This is a genomic window from Novosphingobium sp. AAP93 (assembly GCF_001296055.1).
Lineage (GTDB): Bacteria > Pseudomonadota > Alphaproteobacteria > Sphingomonadales > Sphingomonadaceae > Novosphingobium.
Genome location: NZ_LJHZ01000075.1, coordinates 1 through 19577, shown reverse-complemented (window position 1 = coordinate 19577; position 19577 = coordinate 1). Strand labels below are relative to the sequence as shown.

The following is a 19577-nucleotide window of genomic DNA, read 5'->3' as shown; positions in this document are numbered from 1 at the left end:
GCGGCAAGACCGCTAAGGCGCGCCGGTCATGTCCGAACCATCCACCCCCGTGATCGCCGCTCGTCCCGTGCCCAAGCCGTGGATTGCCGCGATCCATCCCTACGTGCCGGGCAAGTCGACCGGCAGCGACGGGAAGGTGCTGATCAAGCTTTCGGCCAACGAGAACCCCTTGGGCACCAGTCCGCTGGCCCGTGCGGCGCGGCTCGGCAGCGGGGAGGGCGCGGGCGATCCGGCGCGCTATCCCGATCCCGAAAGCCACGCCGTGCGCGATGCGCTCGGGGCGCTGCACGGCATCGATCCCGCGCGGATCGTGATGGGCACCGGCTCGGACGAGCTGCTCAACCTTGCCGCACAGGCTTTCGCCGGGCCGGGAGACGAAGTGCTCTACCAGCGCTACGGCTTCTCGGTCTACGAGATCGCCGCGCGGCGCTGCGGCGCGGAGCCGGTGGTGGCGGCGGACCGGGACTATGCGGCGGACGTCGATGTCCTGCTCGGCTGCGTGACGGAGCGGACGCGGGTGGTGTTCCTCGCCAATCCGAACAATCCGACCGGCAGCTATCTCCCGCGCGCCGAACTGGCGCGCCTGCATGCCGGACTGCCGGCGGACGTGCTGCTGGTGGTCGATCAGGCCTATGCCGAATATGTTGCCGCCGAGGACGACGATGGTGCCTTCGCGCTTGCCGCGACGACCGAGAACGTGCTGATTACGCGCACGTTTTCCAAGATTTACGGGCTGGCGGGCGAACGCGTCGGCTGGGCGACCGGTGCGCCGCATCTGATCGACATGCTGAACCGCATCCGCGGGCCGTTCAACCTCACCGTGACGGCGCAGGCGGCGGCGCTGGCGGCGCTCGGCGATCAGGAGTTTGTCGATGCCTCGCGCGAGCACAACCGGACCGAGCGGGGGCGCTTCGTGGCCGCGCTGGCGGCGCTGGGCAACCACGGCCTGCGTCCGCTGCCGAGCGAGGCGAACTTCGTGCTGATCGAGTTTTCCGGTAAACTGACGGCTGAGGCGGCTTACAAGGGCCTGATGGACCACGGCTTCATCACGCGCTGGTTGCCGGGTCAGGGCCTGCCGCAGTGCCTGCGCATCACGATCGGCACGGCGGCAGAGATGGACCGCGTCGCCGCCGCGCTGCGCCAGATGGCTGAAACCGCGCGATGAGCTTTGATCGCGTCGCCATTATCGGATTGGGCCTCCTTGGCGGCTCGGTCGCAAGGGCGGTCCATGCGCACTTGCCGGACGCCATGACCACCGGCTTCGATGCCGATCCGGCGGTGCGCGAGCGGGCGCGGGAAATCGGCCTTGCCAATTTCGTGCCCGAAACGGTCGCCGAAGCGGTGACCGGGGCTGACCTTGTGGTGCTGTGCGTGCCGGTCGGCGCGATGGCGGCCGCGGGCGCCGCGATCCGGCCGTGCCTCGCGCCGGGTGTGATCGTGACCGACGTCGGTTCGAGCAAGGCAAGCGTTGCCAAGGCGCTGGCCGAAGCGCTGCCGGGCGTGACCGTGATCCCCGCGCACCCGGTGGCAGGCACCGAACAGAGCGGGCCGGATGCGGGCTTTGCCGCGCTGTTCCGCAACCGCTGGTGCATCGTGACGCCGCCAGCGGGCGCCGACGAGGCCCACGTGGCGCGGGTCATGGCGTTCTGGGAAGCGCTCGGCGCGCGGGTCGAGGTGATGGATGCCGAGCATCACGACCGCGTTCTCGCCGTCACCAGTCACCTGCCGCACCTGATCGCCTACACCATTGTCGGCACGGCTTCGGACCTCGAGGAAGTGACGCAGAGCGAGGTGATCAAGTATTCCGCGGGCGGTTTCCGCGACTTCACCCGCATCGCCGCCTCCGATCCGACGATGTGGCGCGACGTGTTCCTCAGCAACCGCGATGCCGTGCTCGAAATGCTGCAGCGCTTCAGCGAGGATCTGACCGAACTGCAGAAGGCCATCCGCAAGGGCGACGGCGCGATGCTGTTCGACACCTTCACGCGGACCCGTGCGATCCGCCGCTCGATCATCGAGATGGGCCAGGACGATGCACGGCCCGACTTCGGTCGCAGCCACGACGATTAAGAGTGTCAAAAGCGACAAAAGCGACACTGTGTCGCTTTTGGAAATGCGGTTTAACTATTTGATTGCGCGGCCATAAAAGCTGAAAAAGCGACAAGGCGACACTTTTGCGCGCAAGGCACGTTTTCGGTGTTTCGACGATTTCAAACAGCAGGTGGGACGAGAGCGTTCCTACCACTCGTCATGCCAGAAACCGCCGCTGTAGGAAAATCGCCGCTCAGCTGAGCAGGAACATCGCCGAGACAAGGATCATCACTGCCGTCGCCGCCCAGCCGCCAATCTTGAGCAGCGGGGGCAGGGTGAGCCGGCCCATGACCTTGGGATTGCTCGCGGCAAGCATGGTCATCACCATCAGCGGCGGGGCGAGCAGGCCGTTGATGACCGCCGTCCAGTAAAGCGCCTGCATCGGGTCGATCCCGATGAGGTTGAGCGCGACGCCGCCGAGCACCGCGACGACGATGGCGCCGTAGAATGCCTTGGCCTCGTGCGGTTTGCGGTCGAGCCCCTCGGTCCAGCCGAAGGTTTCGGAGAGAGCGTAGGCGGCCGATCCGGCCAGCACCGGCACCGCGAGCAGCCCGATGCCGATGATCCCCACCGCGAAAAGCAGGAAGCTGAGATCGCCCGCAATCGGCCGCAGCGCACTTGCCGCCGCATCGGCCGAAGCAATCTGGTTGATCCCGTGCGCGTGCAGCGTCGCCGCCGTGGCGATCACGATAAACAGCGCGGTCACGCTCGTTACCGCCATGCCGACCACGGTATCGGTGCGCATCCGGGCAAGGCCGGGGCCTGCAGCACGCGGGAAGACGCCGAGCGGATGCGTGTGCAGCCGGTGCTGCTCCTCCACTTCCTGCCCGGCCTGCCAGAAGAACAGGTAGGGGCTGATCGTGGTGCCGAGCGTGGCGATCACCGCCATCGTCGTCTGGCGGTCAAAGCTCAGTTGCGGCACCAGCACGCCGTGCAGCACCTCGCTCGGCGAGAGCTGCGCGACGAACGGCACGAGGATATAGGCCAGCAGCGAAAGCGCGGACCATTTGAGGATGCGGGTATAGCGCGCGTAGCTGACGAAGATCTCGAGCAGCACCGAGACCACGCCGAACAGCACGACATAGAGCATGGTCGGCCCCGGGAGCAGCAGATTGAGCGCCGCGGCCATAGCGCCGAGGTCCGAGCCAAGGTTGATGGTATTCGCCACCAGCAGCAGCAGGACCGAAAACCACAGCACCGGGCGCGGGTAGTGCCGCTTCAGGTTGTGCGCGATGCCGTGCCCGGTCACCGCGCCGATCCGCGCGCAGATCAGCTGGGTGGCGACGAGCAGCGGGTAGCTGAACACCATGATCCACGCGAGGCTGAAGCCGAACTGCGCGCCGACCTGGCTGTAGGTGCCGATCCCGCTGGGATCATCGTCCGCCGCGCCGGTGATCAGGCCGGGGCCGAGCACTTCGCCCCAGCTGCGGACGTCGACCTCGGTATGCCGCTCATCGGTGCGGGCGTCGTCGATGGTCACGCGCTCAGCACATTGATCGCGGCGTGGACGCGGGCTTCGATCTCTTCGCGCGGAAGGCCGGGGGGGATTTCCTCCCCGAAGCGATAGCGGATCGTGCCGGGGCGCTTCCACACATGGTGGTAGAGCGGCCCGCTGTCGACCGCGACGGGGACGACCGGCAGGCCGAGCATCTTGTAGAGCCCTGCAAACCCGGCCTGCAGCGCGGGCTGCGTGCCGTGCGGAACGCGGGTGCCTTCGGGGAAGATGACGAGCGGCCGTCCGTCTGCCGTCCAGCGCCGGGCTTCGGCAAGCATGGTCCTGAGCGCGCTGGCGCCGCGGGCACGGTCCACCGCGATGAGGCCGTAGCGCGTGCCGATCTGGCCCCACAGCGGTATGCGCAGCAGCTGCTCCTTCGCGAAGACGACCGGCAGCGGGTACATGTGCGGCAGGTCGATCGCCTCGAAGAAGGACTCGTGCTTGATCGCGTAAAGCACGCCGGGCCGGGGGGCGAACCGATCGCCGACGACGGTGATGCCGAGCAGCTTTTCCACGCAAGTGCGGTGCCACGTGGACCAGATCCGAACGACCTCGCGGTAGCGGTTTCCGCCCAGCGGCATGACCGCGAGCGCGACGAACACCAGCAGCACGGTGCCGCCATAGAACGCAGCATAGAAGGCCATGCTGCGCAGCACGTCGGGCAGGCGCGGCATGGTTTGCCCTACCACCCCGCCAGCCAGGCGAGCACGCGCGCGATCAGCTTGTGGTACTCGATGAACAGCGTCTTCATGCTCGGCCGCGAGGGGACGGCATCGGGCAGGATCTCCACCCCGCGCGGGGCGGCCATGGCAAGATCGAACTGCGCGCGGCGCATGTGCCAATCGGTGGTGACAAGGCGGACCGAGGTGATGTGCTCCGCCGCGATCCAGCGCGCGGCTTCCAAGGCATTCGAGCGGGTATCGACGGATTCGAAGCCGAGCGTGACGCAGCAGGACAGCAGTTCGGGGGAGACCTTGTACTCGGCGGCGAACTCGGCCGGTTTCACTTCGCTGGCGACGCCGGCGATCAGCACCTTGCGGGCCTGGCCTGAGCGCAGCACGTCGATGGCGCGGGGGATGCGTCCGCCTGCGCCGGTCAGCGCGATGACGCCGTCGGTTTTCTGCGCGCCCGCCGGGCGGGGCAGGGCGAGCGCGAACCACAGGAAGCCGAGCACCCAGACGAGCATGACTGTCGCGCCGATGCGGCGGATGAGCCCCGGTGGTTTGCGCACGCGGGCCATGTCAGAGCATCCGCCGAAGCGCGGCGAGCACGGTCATCCGCGCCGTCAGCACCGCAAGGGCGACGCCGGCGAGCGGGATGGCGGCGATCACGATCCAGTCCTGCCAATGGAGCACGGCGCCCGCGACCATGCCCGAGCCGAGCCCGGCGAACTGGCGCGAGAGCACGACAATGGTGACGACGCCGGCGAGCAGGCCGACCAGCCCGCCCGCCGCCGCATCGAAAGCCATCGAGCGCTGGAACACGCGCGCGATCTGCCGGTCGGTGCCGCCGAGCATGTGGACGATCTCGATCGTCTCGCGGTGATTGCCCAGCGCATTGCGCGAGGCGAGCAGCACGGCGGCGATGGTGGCGAGCGCGAGCAGCGCGATGAGGCCGCCCGCCAGCCATTGCAGCGTGCCGATGGCGGCGAACACCGGGGCGAGCCAGCCCGCCTGCGCATCGACGCGGGCGGAGGACGCGACCGGCACGGCCAGCGCGCGCAAGTGCGCCACCCGGTCGGGCGTGGCCGGACCCTTGAGCCGCACGTCGATCAGCGCCGGGATGGGCAGCGCCTCGACATCGTCGCCGGGCCGCGTGCCGAGCCAGGGCTCGACCAGGGTGTTGAGTTCCTCCTGTGCCACCTGCCGAACGTCTGCCACTTCGGGCGCCTTGGCAAGCACGGCGACGACGGCTGCCGCCTGCTTGAGGCGTTCGGACGGCGCGGCGGTGACGATCTGCACGGTGACGCCGCCTTCGAGATCGGCGCTCGCGGTCTGCGCGGCGTTGCGCAGGGCGAGCCCGCTGGCGGCGGCGACGACGGTCAGCGCGATCATGATGGCGATGACCCACGGCATCGGGCCGGACAGCTGCGCCTCGGGCAGCAAGCGCGGGTCCCCGGTGGCGGCCGTGCCGCGCCAACGCTGGAAGAGGGAGGAGAAGAGGGCCATCAGGTTGCCGGCGGCGCATCCGCACCCGACATCGTCGCCCGGCGCGGGGGATAGCGCAATGCGCCGGTCGGATCGCTCAGGCGGCCCTTGTCGAGGCGCATGATCAACGATTCTGGCACCTTGCGGATCAGGTGGACGTCGTGGGTGGCGACGACCACGGTCGTGCCCAGCCGATTGAGGCTTTCGAACAGGCGCAGCAGCTTGAGCGCCATGTCGGGATCGACGTTGCCGGTCGGCTCGTCCGCCACCAGCATGTCGGGCCGGGCGATCACTGCGCGGGCGATGGCGACGCGCTGCTGCTCCCCGCCCGAAAGCGTGGCAGGGCGGGCATGCTGGCGGTCGCCGAGGCCGACCCAGTCGAGCATTTCGCCGACGGGGCGGGCGATGTCTTTCTCGTTCACCCCGGCGACGCGCAGCGGCAATGCCACGTTGTCGAAGGCGGAGAGGTGGGGGACGAGGCGGAAGTCCTGGAACACCACCCCGATGCGGCGGCGGAAGCCGGGGAGGCGTTCGCGCGGCAGGGTGATCGCATCGGTGCCGAACAGGCGGATCAGCCCGCGCGAGGGGCGCTGGGCGAGGTAGAGCAGCTTGAGCAGGCTGGTCTTGCCTGCGCCGCTCGCGCCGGTGAGGAAGTAGAAGCAGCCCGGGTAGAGCGTGAACGAGACATCGGCGAGGATTTCCTTGTCCGTTCCGTAGCGCAGCCCGACGTTGTCGAACTGGACGATTTCGGCATCAGGCTGGCTCATGTCAGGCGTTGCGATCCCGGTGGGTTGTGGCGCACGCGCAGGGCCCGCGCGCCGCTCGGGGCGGCTATAGGGCGCAATCGATGTGGAAAAAAGGGCGGGTGAGCACTTCTCCCCGTCCATACCTATTGTTTCTCCGCAAGTTCGCATGCTTAACCGCCGCATGATCATTGCGTGCCCCGCCTGTTCGACGCGCTACGTCGTCCCTGACAGTGCGATCGGTGTCGACGGGCGCACCGTGCGCTGTGCGAAGTGCCGCCACAGCTGGTTCCAGGCCGGGCCGGAACTGCCGCCGCGCGAAGAGCCGGCGGCGGCACAAGCGCCGGTGACGACGGCTGTTACCGAACCCGAAGTGCCTGCCGCATCAGTGGAGCCGGTTCCCGAACCGCCTGTCGTGCCGCGCCCGGTGGTCCGGCCCGCCGCGCGCGTTGCAGACGAAACGTTTGATGAGGCGCCGTCCAGCTTCGATCACCAGCCGCCGTTCCGTCCCCGGCGCAATATGGCGAAGGTCTGGACCATCGCCGGTGTAGGCTTTGCAGTGCTGGTCGCGCTGCTGGTCGCCCTTGCGACATGGCTTGGCCTGCCCAGCTGGTTGCCGACCGCGCACGGCACGTTCGGCTCGGGCAATCCCGATCTCGTGCTGGCGTTCCCGTCCGAGCGGCAGGACCGGCGCACTTTGCCCAACGGCACCGAGTATTTCGGCGCGAGCGGCACGGTCACCAATGTCGGCAAGCAGCCGCAGGAAGTGCCGCCGATCCTGATCGTGCTGCGCGACGCCAAGGACAAGGTGGTCTACACCTGGAACGTCGCCCCGCCGCGCGAGCTGCTCAAGCCCGGCGAAAGCGTGACGATCAACGAGGCGGTCACCGACGTTCCCAAGAGCGCCAAGGTCGCCGAGATCGGCTGGAAGCCCGAATAAAAAAACCGCCGCTAGGTTGTTGCGCCGCGCGGGGGGCTTTGCTAGGGGCGCCGCTCTACCCCGGCGGGGCAGCCTTCTCGAAGGCAAACCCGCATTCGATGTGCGGTCGTGGCGGAACTGGTAGACGCGCAACGTTGAGGTCGTTGTGGGCGAAAGCCCGTGGAAGTTCGAGTCTTCTCGACCGCACCAGACAAACTGACAAGCGAAACAGACTTTGCCTTCGGGCACCCCTGCGGTGCAGACTTGCATCGTTTGTGCGCAAGGTGAACGAGCCGCAGTCGCCCTAACACGCCCGCGATGTACGGCCGCGCGCCCGACTTCAATCAGCATGGATGCCAATTTTCAGGACCCGCCCGAATTCATCGCGAATTTGGACGAGATTGTACGCCGTTAACTATTTCTCTTTTGGTGCAAATGATTTCCAGTGTGGCTATCCTCGCCTGAAATCAGCGCTGCGGGCCTCTATTCTGATGCATTCCAGGTCCCATTCATCTGGCGGGCGCTCGATCGATCTCGCGCAGCAGCGGCCCTTTCAGCTCGGTGGGCTGGCGGTTGAACCCTCGTTATGCCGCGTCAGGTCTGGCACCGTGCATCATCTCGAGCCGCGTGTGATGCAAGTTCTTGTGGTGCTGGCCGAACATTCGCCCCGGGTGGTCAGCCGCGACGCCCTTGTCCAGCTCTGCTGGAACGGCCGAATCGTCGGCGAGGACGCGATCAACCGCGTGGTTGGTCGCTTGCGCAAGCTGGCCTGCGCCGACGGGGTCGAACGGTTCCAGATCGAGACGTTCAAGAAAGTCGGCTACCGGCTGCTTGGCCAGATCGATCGGCCGATCTTCTTCGCGGGAGAAATTGGCGAAGCCGCGCAGTCGGAGCCGACAGCGGAAGTGCGGGGCGCAGCCGCCACGATCCCCGGCCTCGCCGTGCTCCGCTTCCGGCAGCCCGAGCGCGGCGGCGATGAAGGGGATCTGGCCGAAGGCATGGCCGAGGAAATCATTGCCAACCTGACACGCACGCCGCTGCTGCGCACCATTTCGCCGCTTTCCTCGCTCTCCTACCGCCCCGCCGCCGGCGGTGCGCGCCAGGCCTGCGAAGACCTCGGCGTGCGCTATCTGGTGCAAGGGCAGATCCGCTGCCTTGCCGGAGAACTGCATCTGCTCCTCACCCTCGTGGCCGGGCAGAGCGACAAGACGATCTGGAGCGCGCGGTACAGGCGGCCCATCGGTGATCTGGTCGCCGTGCAGACGGAGCTTGCCGTGGAGATTGCCGGTGCGATCGGGCCGGCGATCCTGCATCACGAACAGCTCGAGGGTCGCCGTACACCGCCCGGTCGCGACTTCTGGAATCTGCTCATCCGCGCCCGGTTCCATATCTGGAAAGGCAAGGTGGATGACCTCGAACAGGCCGACGCGCTGCTCCTCCAGGCTTTGATCGAAGAGCCCGAAGACGCGGCGGCGCTCTCGCTGCTGGCGATGGCCTCGCTAGGCCAGCAGTGGTCGGGCGGGTGTCCGGATCCGGCGTGGTTCCTGCAAAAGGCCGACGGCTATGCGCGCCGCGCGCTCGCCGCAGACAACCGGTCTGCGATGGCGTTCCATGTCATGGGGATCGTGCTGGCGCAGCAGGGCGCGCACGAACAGGCACTCGCGGCGCAACTGCGGTCGCTGGAGCTGAGCCCCGGCAATGCGCAGGCCCTAGGTGAACTGGCCCGGCTCATGGCGTTTGGCGGGGGCGATACAGGGCAAGTCCTGTCACTGGCCGATTCCGCGCTTCAGCTGAGTCCGAACGACCCGCACGACTGGTTGTGGCTGTGGTCGAAAGCGATCGCGCTGTTTCTGGCCGATCGTCCCGAGCAGGCGCTGGGTGCGGCGCGGGCGGCCGCGGCGCGGCGACCGGACTATGTTTTCCTGCATGGTATCGTTGCCGCTTGCGCCGCCAATGCCGGGGACATGGCGACCGCTCGCAGCGCCTGCGCGCGGATCAAGGCCTTGTCGCCGGATGATAGCGGCCGCGACCAGCGGCTGGGCCACCCGTTTGTGCATGGAGACGATGCGCAGCGCTTCATGGCTGCGCTCGCACTGGCCGGGTGGGACGAGCGGGTGCAGACGAACGATCCACAGACATCGCCGCAGGCAGAGGGCCCGGGCGCCCACACATTCTGGACGTCGTCCTTGCCGCGCTGGTGGCGGCAAGCGACCTGACCCGTTCGCATGTGCCGGGCTGACCGGCAGCCCGGGACTGTCTGCGGCGCTGCTGCCATTTCAGCGAATCAATGGGAGCAAAGTTCCAGCTTCGGTTCAGTCCGTCGGCAAAGCGCTTGCTGCGGGCCCCAATGACGCGCTCGCTGCAGCCATCTTCGCATCGTCGCGACAATGGGGATCTCGCTGTGCCCGTCAGGCCGGCCAGCAACCGATTGAGGCACCGCATTTATCGGCATATCATCGGCATTTGATCAGGCGCCGGTCATGTCGGCGGACACCTGATGTGCCTATTGTCCGCCGCTTGGGTGCTTGCCCCAATTCGGTGATCCGCACCTTGGCCCTGTTGCCGGGAGGCGATCACCGATGCGGGCCGAGCAGGGCGCAGCTGGCAGGATCGTATATGGCACCAATCGGGACTTGGGGAGATTGCCGTACGTTGTGCGGACGCAAGGCGGGGCACGGGGCATGCGGATCGCCGGCATGATCGGCCATGACAACTCCGCCACACCGGCTGCGGCCGATCTCTTCAACCAGTTGCCCGTCGGAGCACGCTACATCGAGCAGGCGCTGGGCATGGTAGCCGACTTTCTGATGCGCGGCCAGGCGATCAGGGCCGCACGGGTGAGCCTCGACAACCCGGCGTTGGGCCGCCGTCTCTACGTGGAGCGCAGCCGTACAGAGCGCGAATGGGCGCGCGGCGCGCCCCTGCGCCAGCGGTTGAGCTATGGTCCGGCCTCGATCGGCCTCATCGAAGTCGATCTCGACCATGGCAGCAACGATGCTTTTGCAACGCAGGATGCCATGGCACAGCTGGCCCCGCCATTCGCGCGCTATTGCCGCCGCGCCGAAGTCGAGCGCTGGAGCATGGCTGAATATGGCGTCCCGTTGGCGTTCGTGGGCGGCAGTCCGGCACTGCTTGCGCATGAAACCGCGCTGGAACGCGCCAGCCTGAGCGACCTCCCCGTGCTGCTGACGGGCGAATTCGGGACGGAGAAGCTGCTTTCGGCATTGTCGATCCATTGCCTGGGCGAACGTGCGCGCGGCCCTCTTGTCGAGGTGAACTGTGCCGAGCCGCGAGGGGATCCGGCCGCGTGGTTTTCCGCAGCCGAGCGCGGGACGTTGTTCCTCAATGGTATTGAACGGCTCGCCCGCTGCCATCAGGAGCGATTGCCGCTCTATATGCGCTCGCACCTCGGCCAATGGCTGAAGGGGCCGGGAGCCGGCGATGTCCGGGTCATTGCCTCCACCTGCGAATACCTCGTCGATGCAGCGGCTGACGGGCGTTTTTCACGGGCCTTGCTGGCCGAGATCGACATGCTCAATCTCGCCGTGCCGCCGCTGCGCCTGCGCCGGACCGATATCGAGCCGCTGGTCGATTGGACCTTGCGCCGCAATGGCTTCGACCCCGCGCAGAAGAAGAGTCCGGCACTCATCGCGCTGCTGCAGCAGTACGACTGGCCGGAAAACCTTGTTGAACTGGAGCGCGTGATCATGCGGCTGGTGGTCATGACCGACGGCCTGCCGATCCGGTGCAGCGATGTGCAACGCTACGCCCCGTGGATCGCTGGCCCCGGGCAGGGGGCGGGGTCCGCGAGGAGCGGATCGGAGGCGCCAGTATCGGCTCCCGGGCCGATCGAGGCGCCGGACTGGGCGCAACGAGTCTTCGCCGATGATCAGGAAGCACTGGGATCGGTCCATCCTTGCCTGCGCCGTGCGCTGGCGCATCTCGCGCGGCACTATGGAGAGCCGCTGAGCATCGGTGGTCTGGCCTCTCTCAGCCACGCCAGCGCCTCGCATCTGGGCTATCTGTTCCGCACCGAACTGGGCATGAGCTTCAAGATGCTGCAGGCCCGACTGCGCATCCTTCATGCCCAGCGCTTGCTGGCCCACCGCGACAGGCTTCCGATTACCGAGCTGGCGCTGATGCTGGGCTTCGCCGATCTCAGCCACTTCGAGAAGACCTTCCGCAAGCAGGTCGGAATCAGCCCGTCCGCTTACCGGCGCGCGCATCAGGGCCAGTGATCCCGGCAGCGGTGTTGGGGCTGTGTGGTTGTGCGGCCTTTGCCCGCCCGGTCACTGGAAGAGGTCTGGCACTTCCTGCAGAACGGAGACGGCATCCTCATCGAACAGCTCATCAAGGATTGCCACGATATCCCCGACCGCCGAGGGTTCGGCGATCGACAGCAAGGCGCGTACTTCGGGCGCGATCTGCGGCTTGGCGATGGCCTCGTCGATGAGCAGCTTTGCATCATCCCGCGAGAAGATCGTCAGCGGGGTCGGGCAGCGGCGCAATCCCCGCGCCTGTGCCAGCAGCCGCAGCCGGTGGTCGATCACCATGTCCCACAGACTGCCCGCTCCGAACAGAGGCAGCGCCTGCAGATCGCAGTTGGGGAGATTGAGCCGGATCAGGATCATGATCAGACGATTGCGGAACAGCGCAATGATATGCGCGACCTGTTCGGGGGTGGCAGGCAGGATCGCCACGATCGCGCGGTCGTTGAAACCCAGATTCCGGGATTGGGCAATTTCCGCCAGCCTCTGCGCGATCACGGCAGGTGGCAGGTTCGGATTCTGCAGCGCGTGGGCGATTCCCGGCAGATAGCGGATGATCGAGATCGGATCGGCATCGAAGGGGTTGTGCTGGAGGTAGACCGCGGTCTCGAGCTCGCTCCAGCTCCGCACGGCCTCGACATGGGCAAGGCCGGTCAGCCCTTCGGACATGGCGGTAGCCCGCTGATCAAGGATGCGGCGAACTCCGGCGACATCGCGGTGCTTGAGGGATTGCTCCAGTTGGCGCCAGACCTCGGTGGTCAGGAGGACGTCGGATGTCGAGTAGACATGCGAAAGGATCACGCCGCCGGGTGCGCAGAGTGCGGCAAAGCAGCCGATCAGCGATGCCGACAGGCAGAAGTCGAGCACAATGATGTTGGCGCGCACACCCGACCGGGCCATCGGACCGACCAGATTGTCGCGCAGGTCCTTGGCCGTCCAATGCGCGAACCGGCCAAGATCGCCGTGCCCCTGGTTGATCACCAGCAGATCGAGCGAGCGGTCGACCGAAGGCGCGGCGGGCGGCAGGGTCAGCGCCTTGCGCAGCGCCGCCCGGTTGCGGGTGAGGACGAGCTTGAGCGCCATGTTGGAGGCCGCATAGCTTTGCGGATAATCAGCGCCGCGGCCGATCGCGAGGCTGTCGGAGCTGATCATCAGATGATGACCGGTGCCATCGCGCAGGGCCGCCGTGGCCGGATTGTGGATCGCCGGATCGATCGCCCGCGTCGCGTTCTCGCCCAGCGCATCGGTGGTCCGGCGAAGGCGGGACCGGCATCCATAGTCTTCGATGTCGGCCGTCTCGGCGCGATACTCGCCGACAAGGTCGCGCAAGCCCAGCACCGGCAATCCCCAGACGTAAGTCAACAGGGGCCGCGCCGGCGGCGGCAACACGACAAACTCGATGGCGAGCCCGGCATAGTCGGCCGTTCTGGCATCGCCGTTGACCGGCTGGAAGGTGAGCGTGAGATCGGCCTGGTTCCAGAACAGCCGGATCACCTGCGCGCCGGGATCGTCGCTGCGTTCGAACCGACCGACAAAGCGGGCTTGCTGCAGGCAATCCTGCACGGCATCCTGCAGCAGTTCGAACAGCACGGGAGGGGCGGCGTGCGGGTTTGAGGAATAGACCCCGATCGAGATGAAGGCGGTCGGATCGAGATCGGCAGTGCGCAGCGAATTGGCGTAGGAGCCTTGCAGCCAGGCGCCGTAACTGCCCCGGATCGCCGCCTGCAGTTCGCGTTCCTCGGTCGGCGAGACCAGATGGCTGGTGAAGAAGAACTGCAGAAAGGCGTTGAGCTCGGCATTGCGGCCGAGCACGAACGCGGCGCGCTCCTTGAGGTGGGCCTCGGCCCATTGCGAGACCTGCTCGGCAAACCCGATCGCCCTTGCAAGGCAGAGTGGCCCGGGCTGTTGATTGAGAGTGTTCAGCATGTCCGCCACCCCTGGGGGATAGGGCGCCTCTTGCGGCAAGGCGGGCACGAGCGGGGCGAGGACCGCATCGAATGCCTGCGCAAATCCCATGACCGGCCCCTGCGCACCGTTGAAGCCGATGTCCTTGTCCAGACCATAGGCCTTGATGAAATCGGCGAGCGTGACCAGCAGTGCGCGGCGGCTGGGAATGTCCTGCACCCGCAGCACCTGATCATAGGAAAGCGGCAGCCGGGCCTGGACAACAGCGCCATGGTGGGCCGCGACCAGCGCATCGACACCGGGCAGGTTGAGCATGTTGTAGAGTCGCTCGATCCGGACGGGAGCCTTGCGCAACGAGTGCGAGTGGCCGGCGAATACCTCGCGTACCATCATCAGGTATTCGGCGATGTAGTATAGCGGCCCGGGGTAGGGAACGAGATCGGGTGCGATCTGGATGTTCTCGCGCAGATGACGCCACTGTTCCAGCGCCTCGATCGTGTCATAGCGCGGCAGGCCGATGTCGATCAGTTCGGCCTTGCAGTTGGCCTTGTGGCGGCGCGGCAGCGGGTCCTGCAGTTCATCCTCGTTCAGCCAGTCTTCCAGCGCATCGAGGTCGATCCTGTCCCAGACCACATCGAGCAACTGGGCCTGGTTGGGCGGCGGCGGATCGGGCGGTTGCACGAGATCCGCCAGCTCTTGTTGCATCCGGGCCGCATGGTGGTGGAGCAGCGTGTACAGTTCGGCGTTGAAATCCTGCAGCGCCATCAGCACTTCGTTGGAGACGCGCCGGAACAGATCGTACCAGTCGGCCGGGGGCAGTTCGGGATTGATGACGATCTGCGTGTCCCAATCGTTCTTGCCGCGCTGCGGCTGTCCCTCGAGATACCGCAGCGCGCGGCCGCCCTTGAGAAAGAACAGCGTGTTGTTCGCCGGATCGACACGCCGGATCCGGTCGGCCAGTTCCACGATCTTGTCGCGCAGCCAATCGTTCAGCCAGGGATGACCGTTGGTCATCAGATCGGTCAGCGCACCGCTGGCCTCGGCAATCGCCTCGTCGCTCAGATGGCGAGGTGATTCGATCTGGTACCGGACCAGCAGCCGGAAGAGATAAAAGGTTTCGATCACGTAGAACATCTGGACCGAGCCGAGCCCATTGGCCGCCTCGGTCAAGTTGCGGCGCGCCATTTCCATGCGCCGGATGATCTCGGCAAATCTCGGCACGGTGTTGGCCTGTGCGATCTCATGACGCAGGCCATCGAGCGCGTGGGTGGCAGCATCGATCGCCGGGACTTGCCACTGGTCGGAATCCGGCAGGCTTACGAAGATGGTCCGCACCGCTCTGGCCCGATCGAATGCTGTCCGGAGAACCTGGCGCAGCTTGTCGACATCGACCGGCGCTCCGCCGCGGGGCTGAAGCAGCGCTTCGGCGTCCTTGAGCAGATGACGGATCGCGCGCAGTTTGTCATTGATCAGCGGGTGCGGATCACCGTCATAAGCCTCGCCCTGCCCGACCCCGAGCAGGCGCGGTGCGCCAGCATCGAAAAAGTAGAATTGTCCCAGCGCCTTGCCTTCGGCAAGTTTGCGCTGTTCGGGATTGTCCATTCCGCGCACGGCATCGTGGACAATCCCCTGGTGTTCGGTTTCCATCGCTTGCAACGGGTGTACGGCCGCCGCCTTCCAGGTCAGCGCGGCATCGCGCGGTGCCGCGAGGCTGATCTGCTGCTGCAGCCGCGCTCCGGCGATCTCGGCGACCTGTTCAAGCGCCTGCTTCGGATCAACCGCCTCTGGCCGGACCTGGAGGATGCGGACCATGGGTTAGCGCGCTCCCGGCAAACGGGGCGATCCGGCTCGGCAACCCGGGTTGCCGTCAGGCATCGCTGGTCTCGGCGACGACATCTTCCGCGTAGATCCCGGCCTCGGTTGCCCGCTCCTGGGCTTCCTCCATCGCCCGGACATTGCGCCATTGGTCCAGTTCGGTCTCGAAATCGGCGAACTCGACCGCCAGTTCGGCCAGTCGCTGCGCGCGGTCGACCTTCGCCATCTCCTTGTTTGCCCGCAGAGCTTCCCGCCGCGCCTCAAGCGCCGCATGGCGCTCCAGATAGGCGGCCTCGCGCTCAGTCAGGCTGAGGCGCTGTTTGCGCTTGATCATGGCTCTTGTTCCTCCTTGGCTAGATCGAACATGGTTGGCTCGGGCGCACGCGGATCGTGTGTCGCGTGACCGAACGGATTGATGATCTGATCGGAAGAAGCCGCCTTCTGCAGGCTGCTGAGGGCGATGATACCTGCCGGGTCAAGCTGGACACGGGCAACGTAATCGCCGGCAGCCATGCTGTAGTGGCAGGTTGCGCCGTCCTGACCCATGAAAGGCTGGCGGATCTTGGCCCGCAAGGTGATGGCCTTGACCGTCTCGACATAGGCTTCGAAGCGATTGCGCGCCCAGGCTTCGCGGTGCGTGAACCAGTTTTCGTCACCGACAAAGCGCGTGTTCAGGACAATCTCGCGGACGCAGGCGGAAATCCGTGCAAAGCCCAGCGCGCGCCCTGAGGCCGCCCACATCTCGACCGCAAGCGCGACATCATCGGGGCTGCTGAGCGGACTGGTCTGCGGGCAATCCAAGGCATGGAAGGCCAGCGGCGACAGCAGATGAACGGCGGATTGCGACGCCTCAGCAAGCTCTGCACGCCCGGCCTTGCCGCCGGAAAGCTTTTCAGAAACGCCGATATAGCATCGAAAGAAATCGATGAACTCGAGCGGCGTGCGGCTTTCGGACTTGGCGAAGCCTGCCGCATCGACGCTCGTGGCCGCGCTGATCCGGTGCTCCTGCACCCAGTCCGCCAGATTGGCGATCGCGACCTGATCGGTAAAGGAAGCCACCTGAAACAGATCGAGGTCGGGGAGCTGGAGTGTGCCGAGCCAGTCCATCCCCGCTCGCAACTGGTCGATCGTCAGCAACCCGTGCGCGCTGAAGATGAGCTTCAGACGTTCATTCTGCGCCACAGGCTCGCCTTCGATCTCGGCGCGGGCAATCAGCTGGAGGTCATCCAGCGACAGGGTCATCAGCTTGATCGGGCTGACGATCAGCCGCAGGTGCGGCAGATAGGCAAACGGACCGCCGTGCAACCCGGACTGGATCGCACCGACCATCTGGCTCTCATCGGTGAAGCTGGCTCTGACCTCGTTGCCGTGGAGTGCCCACCGCGCCCACACGGTGCCGCCGTCGATGAACGCGATCGTCTGGCGGGTGAGCTCGGAAATCGCGCTCCCGTCCTTGATCAGTTTCGGGCCGATGAAGATAGCCATCAGCCAGACTTGAATTCGCCGATGATGGCATTGGAGGCCTTGCCGATCGCGGCGAAATCGGCCGTCGCGTTCGCCATCATCGTCTTGGTGATCGCAAGAAACGCCTGCATGTCGGGCTGCCCGGTGGCGAGATACTCCGCCATGGCCACGCCGGTTGCGGTCGTCGCGATGGTCGAGATGTTGCGCAGGTTGTCCGCCGCATCCTGAATGGCGATGGCCGCGGTCTGGGCAACCGACTGATAGGCCTTGCCCGCGCCGCTTGTCAGGACCGTCTGCGGCCCCATGACCGCATCACGGCTGTTGACGACCGCATCGATCAGCGCCTGGTCGATCTGGGTGCCGCTCATTGTGTCTCACTCGCGCTGGGTGGATTCGGGTCGGTCTTGTCTGCCTGCGGCTGCGCGGGAGCGGCGCTCGCAGCCGGTGGACCCGAGACCGGAGCAACCGGGGCCGGCTGCTCCGGCGGCTTGGGCATGAAGTTCTTGATCGCCTCGGCGATGCCCGAAAGCGTCGAGCTGGCTGCAGTCCCATTCTTCATCTCGGCGCCGAGCGTGTTGATCGCGCGGTCGGCCTGGGCCTTTGCCGTTGCCACCGCCACAGCGCCGTCGGGAGGAGGAGGAGGATCGGGCGGTCCATCCAGCGGGGGAATGACGGGAGGATCGACTGGCGGCACGTGCGGCTTGACCGGCTCTCCACCCCAGCGCGACTGCAGCATTCTTGCGCAAGCCGCCGTGGTTGCGGCCGAGCTGACCATGCTGTTCGACTGCTGCCGCATCACCGCGTTGTGCATGGCCATGCCCAAGGTTTCGGCCATCACCGCGTTGAGCATCGCCTGCGCATTGTTCTGCGACGAGCCGGTGTTGATGAAGTTCACGGCAGCGACGGAATCGACCATCTGCTTGTTAAGACTGCTCTCGGTCATGGCGCTCCACTCCCTGCTGATAAGATTCGGACGATCACTTTTGCCAAGGCCGTGGCACCGATCAGTTGTCCGCGTTGCTGGGCAAAGGCGGCATTCCCCATGACAAGTGCGATGGAATTGGCGTTCGCCAGGTAGGTCATCCCCATCGCCTGCTGCGGGGCCGCGCCGGCGTTGATCATATCGACATCGCCGACCCCGCGTGCGATGACGGTCAGGCCTGTGGCGGAGGGCATCCCGGCTGCCCGATCCGACCGTTAACGCCGGATCCGCGCTGTCGCCGCGCCGGTCGAGCCGATATCGATCGAAAGCAAGGTGGCGACACCCTGCGTGGTCGAGGCCTGCATCGTGACGCTGGACTGCTGCTGGTTCGCCGTGGCGTTGTGGGCGGCGTTGGCAAGCGCCTGACTGGTGGAGATATAGAGGTTGCCCATGGCCATGGCCGGGGCATCACCGACCACTTTCACATTGGCCTGCGATACTGCATCGGTGATCTGGCTGTTGAGCGAGGTGGGAAAGGCCACTGTCTAGTTCCTCTCTGAACGGGTTTCGCAAAGCGGACGGGGGCAAGCTATTTCGGCACGGCCGCAAGGATCAGTGCGACCCCTGCCGAAGTCGCGGCTTGGCTGGTGATGTTGAGCTGCTGCTGCGCCTGCACGGCATTGTGCGCGGCAAGCGCCAGAGCCTGGGCCGAGGCCTGGTACAGGTCGGCCATGGCGATCGACGGCGCAGAACCGATGACTTGCAGATTGGCCTGCGAGACCGAATCTGTAATCAGTTCATTGACGGGCGTCGGGAAAGCCATCGACTGTCATCATCCCTGCGGACCAGGGGCGTTTCCTTGCCCAGCTTCAGCAGCGATCGCGGCATGCTGAATTCACGCTGGGCCCGGAACGCCGAAGCCGGTCTGTCAGCTGCCGAGGATGCTCTTGGTCGCGATCCCGGTCGATGCGGTGTCGAGCGAGTAGAGCGTGGCGACGCCCATCGTCGTCGCGGCCTGTGCGGTGACATAGCTCTGTTGCTGGGCGTTGGTCGCATTGTGCGCCGCATTGGCCAGCGCCTGCGCGGTCGCCTGATAGAGGTTGCCCATGGCAAGGGCGGGGGCATCGCCCAGAACCTTGACGTTCGCCTGTGTGACGCTGTCGGTGATCTGGTTGTTGACGGCGGTCGGGAAAGCCATGCGAAATTCCTTTCAGTGGGGTCGGTTGAATTACAGGCCGCGCGGCGTGCTGTTCAGGATGGCGGACGTGGCCTTGCCGGTGGAGGCCGTGTCGAGCGAGTAGAGCGTGGCGACGCCCATCGTGGTGGCGCTCTGCGCGGTGACATAGCTCTGCTGCTGGGCGTTGGTGGCATTGTGAGCCGCGTTGGCCAGCGCCTGCGCGGTCGCCTGATAGAGGTTGCCCATGGCCATTGCAGGGGCATCGCCGAGCACCTTGACGTTCGCCTGGGTGACGCTGTCCGTAATCTGGTCGTTCACTGCAGTCGGGAATGCCATATATCCTCCTGTGAATCGGTCGGGTCTCACCGGCCCGAAAGTCCAATCGACAGGGGAAGCGTAACCAGCATCGCCTGGTTCTGGACTGTAGTTTCCGCTCAAAAATGCGGGCGCTTTGCGTAATTGTCAGATGATGAGATTTGCCGGATCCTGGCGATTATGTCCGCATGCGCCCCTCGGCGGATGGTCCGGTTCAGGAGCCGGCGGCGAGGAACAGCGCGATGGCAGAGGCCTGGGCGGAAGCGCCCACCTGGCCCGACCCGCCGCTCCACAGGCCATCTATCGGCTCCCTGCC

20 protein-coding genes and 1 tRNA gene are annotated in these 19577 nt (G+C 66.1%); 6 read left to right on the top strand and 15 right to left on the bottom strand.

Annotation, left to right across the window (positions count from 1 at the left end; all coding sequences use genetic code 11):
- Positions 1 to 28 precede the first annotated feature (28 nt).
- Both hisC and IP83_RS11970 read left to right on the top strand, forming a co-directional pair.
- Positions 29 to 1165 (top strand): histidinol-phosphate transaminase, encoded by a 1137-nt coding sequence (hisC, locus tag IP83_RS11975; protein WP_054122456.1) that lies wholly within the window; start codon positions 29 to 31, stop codon positions 1163 to 1165.
- The gene (locus tag IP83_RS11970; RefSeq protein WP_054122455.1) at positions 1162 to 2070 is read left to right on the top strand and encodes a prephenate/arogenate dehydrogenase family protein; all 909 of its coding nucleotides are present in this window, start codon (positions 1162 to 1164) and stop codon (positions 2068 to 2070) included. The genes hisC and IP83_RS11970 overlap by 4 nt, the downstream gene beginning before the upstream one ends.
- Positions 2071 to 2284: 214 nt before the next feature.
- Here IP83_RS11970 and IP83_RS11965 read toward each other — a convergent pair whose 3' ends face one another.
- The 5 genes from IP83_RS11965 to ftsE are packed head-to-tail and all read right to left on the bottom strand — an operon-like array spanning position 2285 to position 6500.
- Entirely contained in the window at positions 2285 to 3571 is a 1287-nt protein-coding gene (locus tag IP83_RS11965; RefSeq protein ID WP_082364666.1) for a divalent metal cation transporter, read from the bottom strand.
- On the bottom strand, positions 3568 to 4260 hold the full coding sequence (locus tag IP83_RS11960; RefSeq protein WP_054122454.1) for a 1-acyl-sn-glycerol-3-phosphate acyltransferase: 693 nt from the start codon (positions 4258 to 4260) through the stop codon (positions 3568 to 3570). Before IP83_RS11960 ends, IP83_RS11965 begins: the two co-directional genes overlap by 4 nt.
- Positions 4261 to 4268: 8 nt before the next feature.
- Positions 4269 to 4826 (bottom strand): YdcF family protein, encoded by a 558-nt coding sequence (locus IP83_RS11955; protein WP_054122453.1) that lies wholly within the window; start codon positions 4824 to 4826, stop codon positions 4269 to 4271.
- 1 nt (position 4827) lies between these two features.
- Positions 4828 to 5754, bottom strand: a complete 927-nt coding sequence (locus tag IP83_RS11950; RefSeq protein WP_054122452.1) for an ABC transporter permease — start codon at positions 5752 to 5754, stop codon at positions 4828 to 4830.
- Entirely contained in the window at positions 5754 to 6500 is a 747-nt protein-coding gene (ftsE, locus tag IP83_RS11945; RefSeq protein WP_054122451.1) for a cell division ATP-binding protein FtsE, read from the bottom strand. The genes IP83_RS11950 and ftsE overlap by 1 nt, the downstream gene beginning before the upstream one ends.
- A gap of 160 nt (positions 6501 to 6660) precedes the next feature.
- Between ftsE and IP83_RS11940 the strand changes: the two genes are divergently transcribed.
- From IP83_RS11940 to IP83_RS11925, 4 genes are all read left to right on the top strand, one after another.
- Positions 6661 to 7416 (top strand): MJ0042-type zinc finger domain-containing protein, encoded by a 756-nt coding sequence (locus tag IP83_RS11940; RefSeq protein WP_054122450.1) that lies wholly within the window; start codon positions 6661 to 6663, stop codon positions 7414 to 7416.
- A gap of 102 nt (positions 7417 to 7518) precedes the next feature.
- Positions 7519 to 7605, top strand: a tRNA-Leu gene (locus tag IP83_RS11935).
- Between the two features lie 191 nt (positions 7606 to 7796).
- Complete coding sequence (locus IP83_RS11930; protein WP_231625023.1) at positions 7797 to 9611, top strand: winged helix-turn-helix domain-containing tetratricopeptide repeat protein; 1815 nt, start codon at positions 7797 to 7799, stop codon at positions 9609 to 9611.
- A 465-nt stretch (positions 9612 to 10076) separates the two neighbouring features.
- Positions 10077 to 11633 carry a helix-turn-helix domain-containing protein gene (locus IP83_RS11925; RefSeq protein ID WP_054122448.1) on the top strand — a complete coding sequence of 519 codons (1557 nt, stop codon included), beginning with the start codon at positions 10077 to 10079 and terminating at the stop codon, positions 11631 to 11633.
- A gap of 51 nt (positions 11634 to 11684) precedes the next feature.
- Here the strand turns inward: IP83_RS11925 and IP83_RS11920 are convergent, their stop codons facing one another.
- From IP83_RS11920 to IP83_RS11875, 10 genes are all read right to left on the bottom strand, one after another.
- Positions 11685 to 15380: a hypothetical protein gene (locus IP83_RS11920; RefSeq protein WP_054122447.1), complete on the bottom strand. Its 3696-nt coding sequence runs from the start codon at positions 15378 to 15380 to the stop codon at positions 11685 to 11687.
- 55 nt (positions 15381 to 15435) lie between these two features.
- On the bottom strand, positions 15436 to 15717 hold the full coding sequence (locus IP83_RS11915; RefSeq protein WP_054122446.1) for a hypothetical protein: 282 nt from the start codon (positions 15715 to 15717) through the stop codon (positions 15436 to 15438).
- Positions 15714 to 16868, bottom strand: coding sequence for a hypothetical protein (locus IP83_RS11910; RefSeq protein WP_054122445.1), 1155 nt, complete (start codon positions 16866 to 16868; stop codon positions 15714 to 15716). The genes IP83_RS11915 and IP83_RS11910 overlap by 4 nt, the downstream gene beginning before the upstream one ends.
- Positions 16868 to 17215 carry a hypothetical protein gene (locus tag IP83_RS11905; RefSeq protein ID WP_054122444.1) on the bottom strand — a complete coding sequence of 116 codons (348 nt, stop codon included), beginning with the start codon at positions 17213 to 17215 and terminating at the stop codon, positions 16868 to 16870. The genes IP83_RS11910 and IP83_RS11905 overlap by 1 nt, the downstream gene beginning before the upstream one ends.
- Positions 17212 to 17790, bottom strand: a complete 579-nt coding sequence (locus tag IP83_RS20680; protein WP_054122443.1) for a RebB family R body protein — start codon at positions 17788 to 17790, stop codon at positions 17212 to 17214. The genes IP83_RS11905 and IP83_RS20680 overlap by 4 nt, the downstream gene beginning before the upstream one ends.
- Positions 17787 to 17969, bottom strand: coding sequence for a RebB family R body protein (locus IP83_RS11895; RefSeq protein ID WP_054122492.1), 183 nt, complete (start codon positions 17967 to 17969; stop codon positions 17787 to 17789). The genes IP83_RS20680 and IP83_RS11895 overlap by 4 nt, the downstream gene beginning before the upstream one ends.
- A gap of 75 nt (positions 17970 to 18044) precedes the next feature.
- Positions 18045 to 18311: a RebB family R body protein gene (locus tag IP83_RS11890; protein ID WP_054122442.1), complete on the bottom strand. Its 267-nt coding sequence runs from the start codon at positions 18309 to 18311 to the stop codon at positions 18045 to 18047.
- A gap of 47 nt (positions 18312 to 18358) precedes the next feature.
- A complete protein-coding gene (locus IP83_RS11885; protein ID WP_054122441.1) occupies positions 18359 to 18592 on the bottom strand; it encodes a RebB family R body protein in 234 nt (77 codons plus the stop codon).
- Between the two features lie 105 nt (positions 18593 to 18697).
- Positions 18698 to 18967, bottom strand: a complete 270-nt coding sequence (locus IP83_RS11880) for a RebB family R body protein (RefSeq protein WP_054122440.1) — start codon at positions 18965 to 18967, stop codon at positions 18698 to 18700.
- A 30-nt stretch (positions 18968 to 18997) separates the two neighbouring features.
- Positions 18998 to 19282, bottom strand: coding sequence for a RebB family R body protein (locus IP83_RS11875; protein WP_054122439.1), 285 nt, complete (start codon positions 19280 to 19282; stop codon positions 18998 to 19000).
- Between the last annotated feature and the right edge of the window lie 295 nt (positions 19283 to 19577).